This is a genomic window from Kribbella sp. CA-247076, assembly GCF_050942445.1.
Taxonomy (GTDB): Bacteria; Actinomycetota; Actinomycetes; order Propionibacteriales; family Kribbellaceae; genus Kribbella.
This window is the reverse complement of record NZ_CP192051.1, coordinates 1,199,819-1,217,049: the sequence shown is the minus strand read 5'-3', so window position 1 is coordinate 1,217,049 and position 17,231 is coordinate 1,199,819. Positions and strand designations below refer to the sequence as shown.

The window sequence follows — 17,231 nt, the reverse complement described above, 5'->3', positions numbered from 1 at the left end:
CCGCAGGCAGTGAACGGCGACAACCGGGGGCCGGTGCGTAAGGCCTCACTCCGTTGGGCGGATGATGGTGATGCCGGGTGGGGTGTTGTTGGTGAGGGCTGCCAGGGCGGTGGGGGTTTCGGCCAGGGGGATTGTGCGGGTGATCAGGTCGGCCGGGCTGAGGTTGCCGGTGGCAACTAGGTTGAGCATCTCGGGGTAGGCGTGGGCGGGCATGCCGTGGCTGCCCAGCCATTCGAGTTCCTGGCCGATCAGGCGGCTGACGTCCAGTTGTACGCCGGACGGGAGAAGGCCCACCTGGAGGTGGCGGCCGCGGGGGCGGAGGGCGAGGAGGGCCTGCTGGACGATGTCGTTCGACCCGAGCGCGTCCATGGTGACGTGGGCGCCACCGAGGTCGCGGAGGTCGTCGACGGTCGTCGGCGAGGCCTGCAGAACCTGAGAGGCCCCGTACGAACGGGCCAACTCAAGGGCATCCGGGTTCGTGTCGATCGCGACGACCTCGGCTCCGAGGGCGGCGGCGATCATGACGGCGGACAGTCCGACGCCTCCGCAGCCGAAGATCGCCACCCGCTCGCCGGCCACGACCCGCCCGACCTGGCGGATGGCGCGGAATGACGTGGCGAACCGGCACCCAAGACCTGCGGCGGTGTCAAAGCTAAGGTCGTCCGGCAGGCGGACCAGATTCACCGACGCGTACGGCAGGGCGACGTACTCGGCGAAGGAACCCCAGTAGTTGAAGCCCGGCTGCAGCTGATTCGGGCAGACCTGCTGGTTCCCCGAGAGGCACTGCTCGCACGTGCCGCACGCGCAGATGAACGGCGTCGTGACGCGATCGCCGACCTGCCAGCCGTCGACACCCTCGCCCACAGCCGCGATGGTCCCGGCCAGCTCGTGCCCGGGGACGTGCGGCAGGACGATGTCCGGGTCGTGCCCCATCCAGCCGTGCCAGTCGCTGCGGCACAGGCCGGTGGCTTCGACCTGGAGTACGACGCCACCGGCCGCCACCTCGGGCTCCGGAACGTGCTCGACGACCGGCAGGACGCCGTACTGCGTGACTACGACCGCGCGCATCCGGTCATGATGTCAGCCGCCGGCGACCGCCGGGATGATGGAGACCTCGCCGCCGTCCTTGATCGAGGTCTGCAGGCCGTCGGCGAACCGGACGTCGTCGTTGTCGACGTACACGTTGACGAACCGGCGCAGCTCGCCGGACTCGTCGAGCACGCGGCCCTTGATGCCCGGGTACGAGCTGTCCAGCGACTCGAGCACCTCGCTCAGCGTCGCGCCCTCGGCGCTGACCGACGAGGCGCCCTGGGTGTAGGGCCGCAGGATGGTCGGGACACGAACGCTCACGCTCACTGCAGGCCTGCCTTCACGAAGGCGTCGTACGACGCGGGGATGGTCACCTTGGGGCCGACCCGGTCGGCCACGGCGTCGAGCGTCTTCAGCCCGTCGCCGGAGTTGATGATCACCGTCTCGGCGTCCGGGTCGAGCTGACCGGATTCGACCAGCTTCTTCAGCGTCGCGACCGTCACCCCGCCCGCGGTCTCGGTGAAGATGCCCTCGGTCCGGGCCAGCAACTGGATGCCCTCGACGACCTCGTCGTCGCTGACGTCCTCGATCGCGCCACCGGTACGGCGGGCGACGTCCAGCACGTACGGTCCGTCGGCCGGGTTCCCGATCGCGAGCGACTTGGCGATCGTGTCCGGGCGGACCGGCTTCACCACGTCGTACCCGTCCCGGAAGGCCTGCGCGACCGGCGAGCAGCCGGTGGCCTGCGCGCCGTACACCTTGTAGTCGGTGGCGTCGACCAGGCCGAGCTTGCCGAGCTCGGTGAAGCCCTTGTCGATCTTGGTCAGCTGGGAGCCGGAGGCGACCGGGACGACGATCTGCTGCGGCAGCCGCCAGCCGAGCTGCTCAGCGATCTCGAAGGCCAGCGTCTTGGAGCCCTCGGAGTAGTACGGGCGGACGTTGACGTTGACGAACGCCCAGCCCTCCTCCTCGCCGGCGATCTCCGAGGCCAGCTTGTTCACGTCGTCGTAGTTGCCCTCGACGGCGACCAGCGTGCCGCCGTACACGGCCGTGGTGATCACCTTCGGACGCTCGAGGTCGTGCGGGATGAACACGACCGAGCGGATGCCGGCCCGGGCGGCGGCCGCGGCCACGGCGTTGGCCAGGTTGCCGGTGGACGGGCAGGCGAAGACCTTCATGCCGAGCTCGCGGGTGGCGCTCAGGGCGGACGCGACGACGCGGTCCTTGAAGGAGTGCGTCGGGTTGCCCGAGTCGTCCTTCACCCACAGCTTGCGCAGGCCGAGCTCGCGGGCGAGGTTGCCGGCGTCGATCAGCCGGGTGTAGCCGGGCTCGGTGTTCGGGAAGCTCGCCACGTCGGCCGGGACGGGGAGCAGCGGCTGGTAGCGCCAGATGTTCTTGGGGCCGGCCTCGATGTGCTCGCGGGTGATCGTCGGGAAGTCGTACCCGACCTCGAGCGGACCGAAGCACTCGGTACAGGCGTAGAACGGACCGAGCGGCGACTTCGCCCCACAGGCGCGACAGCTCAGGTGCGTACCGTTGCCGAAGGCACCTTCGCGGAGGGTGGGGGTGGCGGCGGTCAGGCTCATGAGTGAGGTTCCCCTCTCATCTTCCCCGGACACCGGATCTCGGCGCGGGACGGATTTGGCACCGTTCCCTCGTGAGGTCGCCCCGGACGGGGTCTCGACGGGGAGGGTTGCCGGGACGTCAACGGGCCGTTTCCCTCAGTCCCTCTGGATGAGCTCCCCCGAGATTACCCAATCGGGTCCATATGGTGTCTGCGGTTCCCATCATCCGAGACAGCGGATCTCAGCCCTGCCGGGCCCGGAAGGTCCGCCGGTACGCCGACGGTGACGTGTGCACCTGCTTCGCGAAGTGGTGCCGGAACGTCACCGGGGTGGCGAATCCGGCCGCCACCGCGATCTCCTCCACCGGCGCGTCCCCGGTCTCCAGCATGGTCAGGGCCGCCTGGATCCGCTGGGCGATCAGCCATTTCGCCGGCGTCGTACCGGTCGCCTTGGTGAAGTGCCGCAGGTACGTCCGCGGCGACAGGCCGGCATGCCGGGCCAGATCGGGTACGCCGATGGGCTCGGCGAGATGTTCGAGCGCCCAGCCGAGGCTCCTGGCCACCGCGGTGTCGTCGGGGTCGGGCGGCACCGGGGACTCGATGTACTGCGCCTGCCCGCCGGACCGGTACGGCTGGATCACCAGGCGACGGGCGACCGCGTTCGCCACCGCAGCGCCGTAGTCCTTGCGGACCAGGTGCAACGCCAGGTCCAGCCCGGCTGCACAGCCCGCACTGGTAAGTACGTCGCCTTCGTCGGTGTAGAGCGGCTCCGGGTCCACGACGATCTGTGGGTAGCGGGAGCGCAGCAGGTCGGCGTACCGCCAGTGCGTGGTCGCTCGGCGGCCGTCGAGCAGGCCGGCCGCGGCGAGCGCGAACGCGCCGGAGCAGATCGAGACGATCCGCGCACCGCGGCGGTGTGCGCGCTGGAGCGCGGCGATCAGCTCGGGTGAGGTCTCGCCGCGTGGGTCGGCGACGCTGGGGATGACGACGGTGTCCGCGGCCGCGAACTCGTCCAGGCCGTGCGGGCTGCTGAGCGTCGCGCCGCCGAGCACCCGGATCGGCTCCGGCGTCTCGGTGCAGACCTTCAGCTCGTACCAGGGCTGGTCGATGTCCGGCCAGGCCAGCCCGAACACCTCGATCACGATCCCGGCCTCGAACGCCGTCATCCCGTCGTACGCGAGCACTGACACGGTGCGCTGACTCATATGTCAAAATCTTAGCGGTAGTCGTCTTCAGTGCCACTTCTGCGCCGGGACGGCAGCCCGGACGATGGAGACATGTTCAAGGGACTGAAGGACTTCGCAGCCGGGATCCACGCCGCCACGGCCGTCCGTCACGGCGCCGAGCCGCCCGCCGGGGCGCTCAGGAAGCCCGGTCGCGGCGGAGATCGAGCAGCTGCATCGCCGGCGTCGCCGCGACGCCGTGAACAACGACGCTCAGCACGATCGTGAAGCCGACCGTCGCCCACAACCACGGCAGGTCGGTCGCGAACGTCGCACCGACCGCCGCCAGGTAGTAGATCGACGACACGCCGCGCACCCCGAAGGCCGCCGTCATCCACTTCTCGGAGCGGTGCAGCTCCGAGCCCGCGAGCGACAGCCACGCGATCAGCGGCCGGACGACGAACACGAGCAGTACGCCGATGGCCACGCCGGCCAGTGTCAGTGGTTCGAGCAGACCACCGGTGATCGCGACGCCGAGCAGCAGCAGGATGACCCAGGTCAGGATGTGCTCGAGCTCGCCGATGAAGTTGTGCAGCTCGGCGTGGAAGTCGTGACTGCGCTCGGCCGCCCGGAGCGCGAGGGCGGCGACGAAGACGGCGAGGAACCCGTAGCCGTGCAGCACCTCGGCGAGCCCGTAGACGCCCAGCGTCATCGCCAGCGCGAGCACCGGCTCCCGCGAGTCCGCCAGCCGGAAGCTCTTCGACGGCGCGCTGAACGCCATCTTGCCCAGCAGCCAACCCGCACCGAGCCCGATCGCCACACCGATCACGGACTTGCCGATCAGGTGCCAGCCCAGCCACTCGACCGTCGAGTGCGCCTTGGTGACCGAGAAGACGGCCAGGTACACCAGCGGATACGCGAGTCCGTCGTTGAGTCCGGCCTCGGACGTCAGCGCGAATCGGACCTCGTCGTCCTCCTCCGGCTCGGCGCCGTCGCCGGTGGTCGGCCCGCCGACCTGGATGTCGGAGGCGAGCACCGGGTCGGTCGGCGCGAGGACGGCGGCGACCAGCAGGGCCGTCGCCGGCGCGAGACCGAGCAACCAGCCGATGCCGGTCAGCGCCGCTACGCAGGCCGGCATCGCGACGAACAGCAGTCGCCAGGTCACACTCCACCGGAGCAGGCTGATCGGCCGGTCGATCGCCAGGCCGACGCCCATCAGCGCGACGATGACGGTCAGCTCGGCCAGGTGCTTGGTGAGCTCGGGCTCCTCGATCGGGCTCAGTTTGGTCCGGTCCACGGCCAGGCCGAGCAACAGTCCGGCGCCGACGAATGCGATCGGCGCGGAAACGGCGTACCGGCGGAGAAGTCGTGGCAGGACGGCACCGAGCAGGAGGGCCAGCCCCGCGACCAGGTAGAGGCCGTCTCCGTCGATCGTCATCGTGGGACCAGGTTCCCAGATCGGGCCCGGACTATCGGAGACGGTGGGTCGCTCCGGGCGTGTGCGTCGGCAGCGCCTTGCGCGGGCCGTAGCGCGGGTGGCCGATGCCCGCGAGCTCGAGCAGGCGCTGGACGCGGAAGCGGTGGCCCCGGTACGGCTCGATGAGCTCGGCGCAACCGTCGTCGTCGAGTTCCTCGCCGATCAGGGCGTACGAGACGTTGCGAGACACGTGGTAGTCCGCGAACGAGAACGCGTCCGCGTCACCGTGCGCGCGCTGCCGTACTTCGGCCGCCGTCCACACCCCGACACCGGGGAGCGACCGCAGTCGCCGCTCGATCTCCGCCGAATCGGTCAGCTCCAAGGTCCGTTCGAGCGCCTTGGCCCGCGTCGCTGCGGTGATCACGACCCTCGACCGGCGGCCCTCCACGCCGGCGCGCAACCACTGCCAGGAGGGGATCAACCGCCACTCCTCCGGCGCCGGCGGGACCATCATCGTGCGCCCGTCCGGCGGCCGCGGCCCGGGTGCCGGCTCGCCGTACTCGCGGAGGATCACCCGCCACGCCCGGAACGCCTCCTTGCCGGTGACGACCTGCTCGATCCCGGCCGCAGCCATCGCCTCGAACACCGCCCGCGTCCGCGGCACCCGCACATGCGGGAACCGCCGCGCCGCGTCCACCAGCGCCCGGTGCTCCGGCAACGGCTCGAACCCGTCCCAGCTGTCCGCCTCCCCCAGCAGCTCCGGAACCCCGTCCAGCGCCCACCCGGCCCCCGGCCCCCACGCCTCCGCCTCGACCTCCCCCGTCGACGCGTACGGCGTCAGCCGCAGCAGCACCGGCCCGTCCGGCGTCCGCGTCGCGCGCCACACCGCCCGCCGCACCGGATCGAACACGTACGCCGGATCCCCCGGCCCCTTCCGCAACCCACCGATCACCGAATGCGGATCTACCACCCGCCCAGCCCGCCAAACCCGCACCACCGATCTCACCCGCCAAGTCTTACCCACCCCACCGACAACTAACGGATCGCCTTGGGCACTCGGGCTAGGCGCTCGCGCATCCAGGGGTAGGGATCGGTCAGCCGCTCGCGGGTGGACAGGACGCGCTGCACAAGCTCGATCAGTTGCTCACCCATCACGTAGTGACGTCCCTTGGTCTCACCGACAGGCCGAAGCAAAGACAACTCGGTCAGCCTGGCCAGGTCGCGCGTCGCCGTTCGCTCCTCGATCCCGGCGCGGCGTACGTAGGTCGATCGACGGATCCGGAAACCCAGTGAGGCGTCGAACAACTCGTCCGCGACCCGCTCCGCCAAGCCGTGCTGCTCGATCAGCTCATCGAAGGCTTGCCACAGCCTGCCTGCCTCGTGATACCGCCGTCGCACCGTCTGCGCCTGCATGTGGTGCGCGCGCAGGTTGAACTTGACCCAGAGCGCAGCCGATCGATCCGGATTCCACGCACCGGCGCCGGTCGCGGCCAGCACGCGGTAATACTCCTCCGTGTTGCTGCCAAGCCATTCTTCGATGCTGGAGAAGGCCGGCTCGCCGATGCCACCGCGCGACAGCACCAAAGTCTGCAGGGCTCTGGCCATCCGGCCGTTGCCGTCGCGGAACGGGTGGATCATGACCAGGTTGAGATGAGCCATCGCCGCCTGGACCAGCGGATCGGCTGCTTCGTCGCCGGCCAGGCCGTCCATGAGCTCGGCGACCAAGGCGGGGACATCGTCCGCCGGCGGCCCCTCGTAAACGTTCTCGCCGGTGGTCTCGTCGTGCACGTAGACCACACCCTGCCGGTAGCTACCAGGACTCTTCGCCAGGTCGTGACTCAGCATCATGAAGTGCATGCCACGGACGGCCGAGACGTCCAGCCGGAAGTCCGCGTCGTTCGCCATCGCCAGCACGTAACCGAGAGCCTGACGGTATCCCCTGATCTCGGCGAACGTCCGCTCGTCGGCACTCAGGGCCTCTTCGTCGTCGAGCGCCGCGGCCGCGTCGTCGAGCTTGACGTCGTACCCCTCGATGCTGTTCGACCCTTGGATGGCGCGGGCGAGCATGCTGCGCCGCAGGCCGCCGGCCCATCGCCGGGGCACCCGAAGAATGTCGGCGAGCTCTGCCCGGAACGCGTGGACCTGCTCGAGGACCCGCTGGTCCTCGAGATCCGGCTCCGGTGTGCTGTAGATCGTCATAGATGTCCTAATGTCTCAATTCTTAGGACATGGTATCCCGTCTGTCCCAATGATTGCGACATCGAGACATCGCGGCCGCGGCAGGCTGATACTGAGGCATGAGTGGGTGGCAGTGGGTGAAGGTGGTGGGGAACTTCCTGAATCTGTCGACGGTGGTGGGGTTGCTGGTGGGGGTGATCGGGCGGGCCCGGTTCAGCCGGGGGCCTCGGGGGTTGTTCTTCGCGAACGGGTACAAGGTGAAGTTCCCGAAGGCGGGGGCGTTCACGGTGGGGAACGTCGTCCTCAGCAAGCACGGGCGGGCGTACTTCGACGACGAGGCGCTGGTGCGGCACGAGGAGCGGCACTCGTGGCAGTACTTCTGCCTGATCGGCCTGCCGTTGTGGCCGCTGTACGTCGTCGGCGTGATCGTCTCGTGGGTGCTGACCGGCGACCCGGCGTCGCGGAACCCGTTCGAGCGGATGGCCGACCTGAAGGAGGGCGGGTACGTCGAGCGGCCGATCCAGTCCTTCGGACGGACGCTGACGCAGACGTTCAGCGTGCTGCGATCGCGTCCGAAAGGGCCGTGAGCACGGTCACCACGCCGGCGGGGTCGTCCACCACGACGTCGGCGGCCCCGATCAGCTCGGTCGCGTTCGACGACCGCGTGGCCAGCAGCACCGCGCGCAGACCGGTCTTGCGCTGCTCCTCGATCGCCCGGTACGCCGCCAGGTCGCCGAGGTCGTCGCCGGCGTACAGGATCGACCGAGCACCCGTCGACTCGAGCAGCCGCCGCAACGCGACCCCCTTGTCGATCCCGGGCGGTCGCAGCTCCAGCACCAGGTTGCCCGGCTCCAGCCGGAGCTCGGTGGACTCGGCCAGCTCGGTCAACGGCGTACGCAACCGCTCGAGCGCACCGACCGGATCGGCCAGCCGCCGCGTGTGCACCGCGAGCGAACTCTCCTTGTCCTCCACGAACGCATCCGGTACGCCGACCTCCCGCAGCACCCCGGGGAGCCGGGTGCGCGCTTCGGCGACGCCGGCCGGCACCGGATCGCTGATCACCGTGCCGGAGGCCGCTTCCCACCGCTCGAGCCCGTAGTGCCCGAGCACGACGAGCTGCCCGAGACCGGCGTGACCGGTGACGCCGCTCAGCTCGGTGGCGACCAGCGCCGGTCGGCCGGTGACGATCGCGACCTGGCTCACCGAGCGGGCCAGCCGGGCCAGCGCGTCCAGCGCGCCCTCGACCGGGCGGGACTGGGCCGGGTCCTCGACCAGCGGTGCGAGCACGCCGTCGAAGTCCGACGAGATCACCGCCGTGGCCGGATCGGCGACGATCGCCTCCCAGCCCTCGCGTCCCGCGTCGGTCTGGATGGTCGGTGTGCTCATCCGGTGTAGTCCGAGGTGAGGATCACGGTGAGGCGGTCCTTCTTCATGTTGTCCAGCGCGCCCTTGGTCCGGCCGATGCCGAGGTCGCGGGCGAGCTGGTTGGCGGCGTCGAGCATGCCCGGCGGGTAGTACACGGTGCTGGCGGCGACCTTGCCGCGCCAGTTGTCGGCACCGGCGACGGTCCAGCCGGCCTGCCGCGCCCGGCCGGCGACCGAGTCGGCCAGGCCCTTGCGCGCCGTGTTGTTGTAGATCTCGGCCGCCGGGCGCCGGTCGGCCGGGATGGTGGTGGGCTCCGTCGCCGGCGGCTGGGTGGCGGGCGGCGGCTCCGTCGACGCCTCGCTGGTCGGCGCTGACGTGGGCCCGGAGGTGGGCTGCTCGGTCTCGGTCTCGGTCGTGGGCGTCGGCGTCGGCCGGGGCACGCTGGCGCCGACCGTCGACGGACCACCGGTCGGCTTCGGGGCCGGCGTACTCGCGCCGGACGGCTCGTCCGCGGTGCTGTCGTTGCCGCGGGTGCCGAACAGCACCAGCAGGCCGGCGACGATCGCGACGACGGCCACCACGGCGACGAGGGACGAGAGGACCTGGCCCCGGTCGTCCTTCGGGCGGGACATGGTCAGACCTCGATACCCAGCCGGCGTGCGGAGCGCGCGCGCTGGCGGGCGGCGCGCAACCGGCGCAGCCGTTTCACCAGCAGCGGGTCGTGGGCCAGCGCCTCGGGCCGGTCGATCAGGGCGTTCAGGACCTGGTAGTACCGGGTCGCCGACATCTGGAACTGGTCCCGGATCGCCTGCTCCTTGGCACCGGCGTACTTCCACCAGTGACGCTCGAAGGCGAGGATCGCGCCGTCACGCTCGGAGAGCCCGGCCGGGGTCGGCGACGCAGCGTCGGCGGGGCCGGGAGAGCTGGCGTTGGCGCTGTCCATCTGCTGCTGACTCCTGTGCGGTCGGTGATCGTCCGTCCGCGCTCCACTGTACGTGCTGAACAACAGCGATGTCATTCACCGGTCAGCGACACGGAGCGTGTCGTACGGCGGACTCCCGGCGGGGCCAACTCTGGCAGGATCGATGCGGTGAGCTCAACTTTCTCCGACCGGCGTGGTGGGGTGGGGGAGGAATTCAGTGCGGTGGCGCTGGTGGAGGAGCTGCAGGCCAGGGGCCGTGAGGTCGATCCGCTGGTCAACGCCGTCTGCACACCTGACCCCGCCGCCCTCACCCATGCCGCCCGACTCGACACCGAACGTGACGAAGGGCGGGTCCGTGGTCCGCTGCACGGCGTACCGGTCCTGGTCAAGGACAACATCGACACCGCCGACCTGCCGACCACGGCCGGCTCGCTGGCGCTGGTCGAGCAGCCGCCGCCACTTCAGGACGCCCCGCTGGTACGGCGGCTGCGTGAAGCCGGGTGTGTCGTCCTGGGCAAGACGAACCTGAGCGAGTGGGCGAACTTCCGCGGCTCGGCGTCCTCGTCCGGCTGGAGCGCGTACGGCGGCCTGACGCGGAACCCGTACGCGCTGAACCGCTCCGCCGGCGGCTCCTCGAGCGGATCGGGCGCCGCGGTCGCCGCCGGGCTCGCGGACTACGCGATCGGCACCGAGACCAACGGGTCGATCGTCTGCCCGGCCGCGCTGAACGGGATCGTCGGCCTCAAGCCCACGGTCGGCCTGATCTCGCAGCAGGGCATCGTGCCGATCTCCCACTCGCAGGACACCGCCGGCCCGATGACCAGGACGGTCTCCCAGGCCGCCGCCCTGCTCACCGTGATCACCGGCGGCGGCACCGACTACAGCGAGAGCTGTCGTGGGACGGACCTCAGCGACGTCCGGATCGGCGTACCGCGCGGGCCGCTCTGGGGGTACTCGACCGGCCTGGACGAAGTCACCGAACGCGCGCTCGGCCTCCTCAGCCGCTGCGGAGCCACGCTGATCGACCACCTGTCGCTGCCGACGCCCGGTGGGGACGAGGACCAGTTGCAGGTGCTCGCGCACGAGCTCAAGGTCGACCTGGCGTCGTACCTGGCCACCCGCGCTCCCGGCGGCCCGCGCACGCTGGACGACCTGATCGCGTTCAACAAGGAGCATGCGGACGTCGAGCTGCAGTGGTTCGGCCAGGAGCTGTTCGAGCGCGCCGCCGCCACGGAGGGCCTGGACTCCCCGATCTACGTCGCCTCCCGGCTGACCGCGCTCCGGGCGGGCCGTGACGGGATCGACGACCTGCTCCGGGACAACCAGCTCGACGCGCTCGTCACCCCGTCGTACTCCCCGGCCTGGACGATCGACCTGGTCAACGGCGACCACGTCCTCGGCAGCTCGTCCTCGCACGCCGCGCTGGCCGGTTATCCGCTGCTGTCGGTGCCGTCCGGACTGGTGGCCGGACTGCCGGTCGGGATCACGTTCAGTGGCACCGCCCGGAGTGATGCCACGCTCATTCGCTTGGCTCACGCCTTCGAAACCGCGAGAATCATGGCAGACGGACCGTTCCCGACCCCGGAGTTCACACAGTGGGTGTAGATCGCGTCAGGTGGGGCATCGTTGCTACTGGCAACATCTCCACGTCGTTCACGAGGGATCTGAAGCTGCTCCCCGACGACGCCGTGGTCACCGCCGTCGCGTCCCGGTCGCAGGCCAACGCCGACCGGTTCGCCGCCGAGTTCGGCATCGGGCACGCGTACGACGACTACCGCCGGCTGCTCGACTCCGGCGAGGTCGACGTGATCTACATCGGCACGCCGCACCCGCAGCACTACGCGGTCGCCCGGGCCGCCCTGCAGGCCGGGATCGCGGTCCTGTGCGAGAAGCCGGTCACGCTCACGGCGAAGCAGGCGCGCGACCTGGTCGCGGTCGCGGCCGAGCACCGGACGCTGTTCGCCGAGGCCATGTGGATGCGCACCAACCCGGTCGTCCAGGCGTTCTTCACCGACCTGGCGAGCGGCGTGATCGGCGAGCCGCGGCAGGTCGTCGCCGACTTCGCCTTCCACAAGCCGACGCTGCCGGCCCGGCTGCTCGACCCGGCGCTCGGCGGCGGCTCGCTGATGGACGGCGGCATCTACCCGATGACGTTCACGTACATGGCGCTCGGCCGTCCAACCGAGGTGAAGGCGGTCGGAGCGCTAAACGAGGACGGTGTCGACCTCAACGTGGCGATGGCCTGGCGGTACGACTCCGGCGCGGTCGCCGCGCTCACCTGCGGCCTGCGCTCGCAGAACCCGTGGACGGCCGCGGTGAGCGGTTCCGAGGGCAGTCTGTTGCTGCCGCACCGCTTCCACCATCCCGAGTACTACGTGCGCCGTACGGCGGCCGGGGAGGAGCGGATCGACGTACCGACGCATGGGCTTGGGTACCACTATGAGGCGGGGGACGTGATGCGTGCGCTGCGCGACGGTCTCCTCGAGGTGCCGACGCTGCCGCACGCCGGGACGATCGACGTCCTCGAGCTGCTCGACGAGACCCGTAGACAGATCGGGGTCAGGTACCCCGGTGACGACGAAGACCTGGGTGGATAACAGCAGATGCCGAACGGACGTAGTTCCTTCGTAGTGGTGGCCAATCGCCTTCCCGTCGACCGGATCGAGATGCCCGACGGCAGTACTGCGTGGCGGCGCAGCCCGGGTGGGCTGGTGACCGCGCTGGCCCCGGTGATGCAGCGGCACCACGGCGCCTGGATCGGCTGGACCGGCAGCGCCGACGAGAAGGTCGACCCGTTCGACAACGACGGTATGCACCTGGTGCCGGTGATGCTGTCCACCGAGGACGTGCAGCTGTACTACGAGGGGTTCTCGAACGCGACGCTCTGGCCGCTGTACCACGATGTCATCGTCGCGCCGGAGTTCCACCGGGAGTGGTGGGAGTCGTACGTCGCGGTGAACCGGCGGTTCGCCGAGGCCGCCGCGGACGCGGCCGACGACAACGCCGACGTCTGGGTGCACGACTACCAGCTGCAACTGGTCCCGGCGATGCTGCGGCGGCTGCGGCCCGACGTACGGATCGGGTTCTTCCTGCACATCCCGTTCCCGCCGACCGAGCTGTTCGCCCAGATGCCGTGGCGGCGGCAGATCCTGGACGGGCTGATGGGCGCGGACCTGGTCGGTTTCCAGCGTCCCGGCGCCGCCTCGAACTTCGCTCGCCTGGCCCGCAACCGGATGGGCCTGCGCACCCGCGGCGACCGGATCCACCTGCCCGACGACCGGATCGTCCGGGCCAAGGCGTTCCCGATCTCCATCGACGTCGGCGAGCTGGAGAACACCGCCCGGCAGGCGGAGACCGAGGCCCGCGCGGCCGAGATCCGCCAGGAGGTCGGCAACCCGGCGCACGTCCTGCTCGGGGTCGACCGGCTCGACTACACCAAGGGCATCCGGCAACGACTGCGCGCGTTCGGCGAGTTGCTGGACGAGAAGCGCGTCTCGGTCGACGACGCGGTCTTCGTCCAGGTGGCCACGCCGTCACGGGAGCGGGTCGAGCAGTACCGCGTTCTCCGGGACGAGATCGAGCTGCTGGTCGGCCGGATCAACGGCGAGCACGGCCGGATCGGCACGCCGGCGATCAACTACCTGCACACGTCGTACTCGCGGACCGAGATGGCCGCGCTGTTCCGGGCCGCGGACGTCGCCGTGGTGACCCCGCTGCGCGACGGCATGAACCTGGTCGCCAAGGAGTACGTCGCCTGCCGGTACGACGACACCGGCGCGCTGGTGCTGAGCGAGTTCGCCGGCGCCGCGGACGAGTTCCGGCAGGCGTTCCTGGTCAACCCGCACGACATCAACGGGATGAAGGACACCATCGTCGACGCGATGAACACCGACGACCGCCAGCTCGGCCGACGGATGAAGGCGATGCGCAAGCACCTCGCGCAGCACGACGTGAACGTCTGGGCCGCCAGCTTCCTGAAGGCACTGCATGACGACGACTGACGGTCAGGTGGTGGCGCTCGACCTCGGGACGTCGTCGGCCCGCGCGCTGGTGCTGTCCGCCGAGGACGCCACCCCGGTCCCGGGTGCGCTGGCGCGGTACAAGATCTCACCGACGTACGCGACCGGCGGCTCGGCCACGCTCGACCTGCACGAGTACGTCGAAGGTCTGCTCGGCTGCCTGGACGAGCTGCAGCAGAACGGGCACCTCGACGCCATCGGCGCGATCGTGATCTCGTCCCAGTGGCACTCAATCGTTGCCCTCGACAACACCGGGAAGCCGCAGACGCCGGTGATCACCTGGGCGGACACCCGGTCGGTGGACCTCGACCTCGGCTCGTCGTTCGACGAGCAGGCCTTCCACGCCCGGACCGGGTCCTGGCTGCACCGGCTGTACTGGACGCGCCGGATCCCGTGGCTGCTGTCCGAGGGATCGCCGGCCGGGTTCGCCGGCCTGCCGGACCTCGTGCTCGAGCGGCTCACCGGCGAGCGGGTGACCTCGGTGTCGATCGCCTCCGGGACCGGGACGCTCGACCTCGCCCGCGGGGTGTACGACGAGGAGGCGCTGGAGATCGCGGGCGCCAAGGCCGAGTTGCTCCCGCCGATCGTGCCGTCCGGGTGGACCGGGTCGTTGTCGGCCGAGTTCGTCCGCCGGTGGCCGGGGCTGGTCGGCGTACCCGTGCATCCACCGACCGGCGACGGCGCCGCGTCCAACGTGGGGACGGGCGGATACGACGAGACGACCGCGGCGGTGACCGTGGGGACGTCGGCCGCCGTACGCGTGGTGCATCCGATCGCCGACGCGCCGGAGCTGCCGTGGGAGCTGTGGCGGTACCGCGTCGACGACGAGCGCGCGGTGACCGGGATGGCGTTCTCGGCGGCGGGCAACCTGCACGCGTGGCTGACCGGCGTACTGCAGTTGGACTCGGACGAGCCGGTCGGCGTGGAGATCGGGTCGTCTCGGGTGATCGCGATCCCGTTCCAGGCTGGCACGCGTCCGCCGGCCACCGTGCCGAGCGGGTCCGGGGTGTACTTCGGCCTCTCGTTCGACGACACCGCCGAGGACCTCCTGGCGGCGTCCCTCCAGGGCGCGTCGCTGGAGATCGACCTTGGTCTCCGCATGCTCGACTCGCTCTTCGGCCGCGAGCTCGCCGTCGTCCTCGGCGGCGGCGGCATCGACGCCTCCGCCTGGTGGCGCCGCTGCCTCACCGCCACCTTCGCCCGCCCCACCACCGTCTGCTCCGAAGCCGAAGTAGGAGCCCGCGGCGCCGCCGCCGTAGCCCTCGGCCTCTCCCCCGAGCCCGGCGGCGAACACCTCGACCCGGTGCCCGCCGAGGTCTCCCGAGTAGCCACCCTCCGCCCCCGCTACACAACCCTCCGAGCCCTGGCAACCCAAGCCGCCACCCCCTGAGTCCCCCGGCCACCTGAACCGGTTGGGTGATGGTGGTTACTGACAGGGGTGGGGTTGGGGTGGAGGATCGCCGGCATGTGGCGGGAGATGATGAAGTCGAAGGTGCACCGGGCGACGGTGACGCAGGCGGATCTGGACTACGTGGGGTCGTGCACGCTGGACGCCGAGCTGATGGCGGCGGCGGACCTGCTGCCGGGCGAGAAGGTGGACATTGTCGACATCACGAACGGCAACCGGCTGTCGACGTACCTGATCGAAGGGCCGCGCGGGTCCGGGGTGGTCGGGATCAACGGGGCGGCGGCACATCTGATTCATCCGGGTGATCTGGTGATCCTGATCGCGTACGGGATGTTCGACACCGCGGAGGCGAAGGTGTTCGAGCCGAGCGTAGTCTTCGTGGACGAGCACAATGCGATCACCCGCATCGGCTCCGACCCCGCCGAGGCGCTGCCCGACACCGGCACGCTCCGCGGCGACGAAGTACACAGCTAGCGCCCCGACGGGACCTGACCGCACACCCGCGCCGAGATGAGGACTGGTCGACGATGACCGACACGACCGAGACCACCGCCGAGACCGCCGTCGACAACACGACCGCCGAAACCGCGACCCCGGCCAACGCGACCGAGACCACGAGCACCGCAGACGCGACCGCCGGGACCACGAGCACGGCCGGCTCGAGCGCGACTGCTGCGGACGCGGCCGGCGGCGAGGAGACCGCGGCGGCGCCAAAAACCGCGTCGCACGACAACGAGCCGAACCCGAAGCTCCGGGCGTTCATGAACTCGGGCTGGGCGGACTCGGAGCGACAGGACGTGACGCTGAGCGACGTCGGCGAGTGGGCGGCGAAGCGGCGGGACGCGCTGTCGCGGGCGTTCCCCGGTGAGCGGCTGGTGATCCCGGCCGGCACGTACAAGGTCCGGTCGAACGACACCGACTTCGTCTTCCGTCCGCACACCGACTACGTCTGGCTGGCCGGCGACCAGACCTCAGACGCGGTCCTGGTGCTCGAGCCGAACGGCACCAGCGGCCACGACTCGGTCCTGTACTTCCGCCCGCGGTCCGACCGCAGCGAGGGCGAGGAGTTCTGGCGCGACCGGATGTACGGCGAGCTGTGGGCCGGCCGGCGTCCGTCGCTGACCGAGACGGCCAAGGAGTACGGCATCGAGACGCGGCACGTCGACCGGCTCGCGGATGCGCTCAAGGGCGACGTACCGACCCGGGTACGGCGCGGTGAGCACGAGTCGATCGCCTCGCTGCTGAGCGGCGCGAAGACCGACTCCGACCGCGACCGCGAGCTGGCCGCGACGCTGTCGGAGCTGCGGCTGGTCAAGGACCCGTTCGAGATCGAGCAACTGCGGAACGCGGTCGCGATCACCCACCGCGGGTTCTCCGACGTGCTGGCGGAGATGGACAAGGTCCGCGAGTACGGCGAACGCTGGATCGAGGGCACGTTCTGGCGCCGGGCCCGCGCCGAGGGCAACGACGTCGGGTACACCTCGATCGCCGCGGCCGGACCGCACGCGACCACGCTGCACTGGATCGAGAACGACGGCCCGGTCGTCGACGGGACGCTGATGCTGCTCGACATGGGGGTGGAGAACCGGCAGCTCTACACCGCGGACATCACCCGGACGCTGCCGGTGAGCGGCGAGTTCACCCCGCGTCAGCGGGAGCTGTACCAGCTGGTGCTGGACGCGCAGAACGCCGGGATCGACTCGCTCAAACCTGGCGTGACGTTCCGGACCGCGCACGAGGCCGCGATGAAGGTCATCGTGTACGGGCTGGAGGCGATGGAGCTGCTGCCGGTGTCGGCCGAGGAGGCGCTCGACCCGGAGAGCATGCTGTACCAGCGCTACACGCTCCACGGCGTCAGCCACATGCTCGGGCTCGACGTGCACGACTGCTCGGCGGCGCGGGAGGAGAAGTACCGCAAGGGCGACCTGCAGGCCGGGTACGTCCTCACGGTCGAGCCCGGCCTGTACTTCCAGGCCGACGACCTCACCGTCCCCGAGGACCTCCGCGGCATCGGCATCCGCATCGAGGACGACATCCTCATCACCGAATCCGGTGCCGAGAACCTCTCCGAAGCCATGCCACGAGACGTCGAGGCCCTGCAGAACTGGATGTCGTCGTAGTACTCGCAACACCCAGCTAACCCGGCAGCTCCCCGCCCACGGCGGC

General features: G+C 70.4%; 17 protein-coding genes and 1 riboswitch. Of the genes, 7 read left to right on the top strand and 10 right to left on the bottom strand.

What is annotated here, in order from left to right; all coding sequences use genetic code 11:
• Positions 1-45: 45 nt before the first annotated feature.
• From ACQPYZ_RS05790 to ACQPYZ_RS05760, 7 genes are all read right to left on the bottom strand, one after another.
• Positions 46-1,068, bottom strand: coding sequence for a zinc-dependent alcohol dehydrogenase family protein (locus ACQPYZ_RS05790; protein WP_433166009.1), 1,023 nt, complete (start codon positions 1,066-1,068; stop codon positions 46-48).
• 12 nt (positions 1,069-1,080) lie between these two features.
• Entirely contained in the window at positions 1,081-1,356 is a 276-nt protein-coding gene (locus tag ACQPYZ_RS05785; protein ID WP_132327193.1) for a ubiquitin-like small modifier protein 1, read from the bottom strand.
• Positions 1,353-2,615 (bottom strand): threonine synthase, encoded by a 1,263-nt coding sequence (gene thrC / locus ACQPYZ_RS05780; RefSeq protein ID WP_433166006.1) that lies wholly within the window; start codon positions 2,613-2,615, stop codon positions 1,353-1,355. Before thrC ends, ACQPYZ_RS05785 begins: the two co-directional genes overlap by 4 nt.
• A gap of 13 nt (positions 2,616-2,628) precedes the next feature.
• Positions 2,629-2,770, bottom strand: a riboswitch (SAM riboswitch).
• Between the two features lie 65 nt (positions 2,771-2,835).
• Entirely contained in the window at positions 2,836-3,798 is a 963-nt protein-coding gene (locus tag ACQPYZ_RS05775) for a GlxA family transcriptional regulator (protein WP_433166004.1), read from the bottom strand.
• 157 nt (positions 3,799-3,955) lie between these two features.
• Positions 3,956-5,194: a cation:proton antiporter gene (locus ACQPYZ_RS05770; protein WP_433166002.1), complete on the bottom strand. Its 1,239-nt coding sequence runs from the start codon at positions 5,192-5,194 to the stop codon at positions 3,956-3,958.
• Between the two features lie 31 nt (positions 5,195-5,225).
• Positions 5,226-6,143 carry a DNA-3-methyladenine glycosylase family protein gene (locus ACQPYZ_RS05765; protein WP_433166000.1) on the bottom strand — a complete coding sequence of 306 codons (918 nt, stop codon included), beginning with the start codon at positions 6,141-6,143 and terminating at the stop codon, positions 5,226-5,228.
• A gap of 65 nt (positions 6,144-6,208) precedes the next feature.
• The gene (locus ACQPYZ_RS05760; protein ID WP_433165998.1) at positions 6,209-7,372 is read right to left on the bottom strand and encodes a Fic family protein; all 1,164 of its coding nucleotides are present in this window, start codon (positions 7,370-7,372) and stop codon (positions 6,209-6,211) included.
• Positions 7,373-7,470: 98 nt separating this feature from the next.
• Here ACQPYZ_RS05760 and ACQPYZ_RS05755 point away from each other — a divergent pair, with 98 nt between their 5' ends.
• Positions 7,471-7,938: a hypothetical protein gene (locus tag ACQPYZ_RS05755; protein WP_433165996.1), complete on the top strand. Its 468-nt coding sequence runs from the start codon at positions 7,471-7,473 to the stop codon at positions 7,936-7,938.
• Here ACQPYZ_RS05755 and otsB read toward each other — a convergent pair.
• From otsB to ACQPYZ_RS05740, 3 genes are read right to left on the bottom strand one after another with little or no spacing between them, the layout of a single operon-like run.
• On the bottom strand, positions 7,904-8,737 hold the full coding sequence (gene otsB, locus ACQPYZ_RS05750) for a trehalose-phosphatase (RefSeq protein ID WP_433165994.1): 834 nt from the start codon (positions 8,735-8,737) through the stop codon (positions 7,904-7,906). The genes ACQPYZ_RS05755 and otsB overlap by 35 nt on opposite strands.
• Entirely contained in the window at positions 8,734-9,348 is a 615-nt protein-coding gene (locus ACQPYZ_RS05745) for a LytR C-terminal domain-containing protein (protein ID WP_433165992.1), read from the bottom strand. The genes otsB and ACQPYZ_RS05745 overlap by 4 nt, the downstream gene beginning before the upstream one ends.
• A gap of 2 nt (positions 9,349-9,350) precedes the next feature.
• Positions 9,351-9,659: a DUF3263 domain-containing protein gene (locus tag ACQPYZ_RS05740; protein WP_433165990.1), complete on the bottom strand. Its 309-nt coding sequence runs from the start codon at positions 9,657-9,659 to the stop codon at positions 9,351-9,353.
• Between the two features lie 147 nt (positions 9,660-9,806).
• Here ACQPYZ_RS05740 and ACQPYZ_RS05735 point away from each other — a divergent pair, with 147 nt between their 5' ends.
• From ACQPYZ_RS05735 to ACQPYZ_RS05710, 6 genes are all read left to right on the top strand, one after another.
• Complete coding sequence (locus ACQPYZ_RS05735) at positions 9,807-11,243, top strand: amidase (RefSeq protein ID WP_433165988.1); 1,437 nt, start codon at positions 9,807-9,809, stop codon at positions 11,241-11,243.
• Positions 11,234-12,235, top strand: coding sequence for a Gfo/Idh/MocA family protein (locus ACQPYZ_RS05730; protein ID WP_433165986.1), 1,002 nt, complete (start codon positions 11,234-11,236; stop codon positions 12,233-12,235). Before ACQPYZ_RS05735 ends, ACQPYZ_RS05730 begins: the two co-directional genes overlap by 10 nt.
• A 6-nt stretch (positions 12,236-12,241) precedes the next feature.
• Entirely contained in the window at positions 12,242-13,639 is a 1,398-nt protein-coding gene (locus ACQPYZ_RS05725; protein WP_433165983.1) for an alpha,alpha-trehalose-phosphate synthase (UDP-forming), read from the top strand.
• Positions 13,626-15,047, top strand: coding sequence for an FGGY family carbohydrate kinase (locus tag ACQPYZ_RS05720; RefSeq protein ID WP_433165981.1), 1,422 nt, complete (start codon positions 13,626-13,628; stop codon positions 15,045-15,047). Before ACQPYZ_RS05725 ends, ACQPYZ_RS05720 begins: the two co-directional genes overlap by 14 nt.
• 75 nt (positions 15,048-15,122) lie before the next feature.
• Positions 15,123-15,539, top strand: a complete 417-nt coding sequence (gene panD, locus ACQPYZ_RS05715; protein ID WP_433165979.1) for an aspartate 1-decarboxylase — start codon at positions 15,123-15,125, stop codon at positions 15,537-15,539.
• A 53-nt stretch (positions 15,540-15,592) separates the two neighbouring features.
• The gene (locus ACQPYZ_RS05710) at positions 15,593-17,185 is read left to right on the top strand and encodes an aminopeptidase P family protein (protein ID WP_433165977.1); all 1,593 of its coding nucleotides are present in this window, start codon (positions 15,593-15,595) and stop codon (positions 17,183-17,185) included.
• Positions 17,186-17,231: the final 46 nt, after the last annotated feature.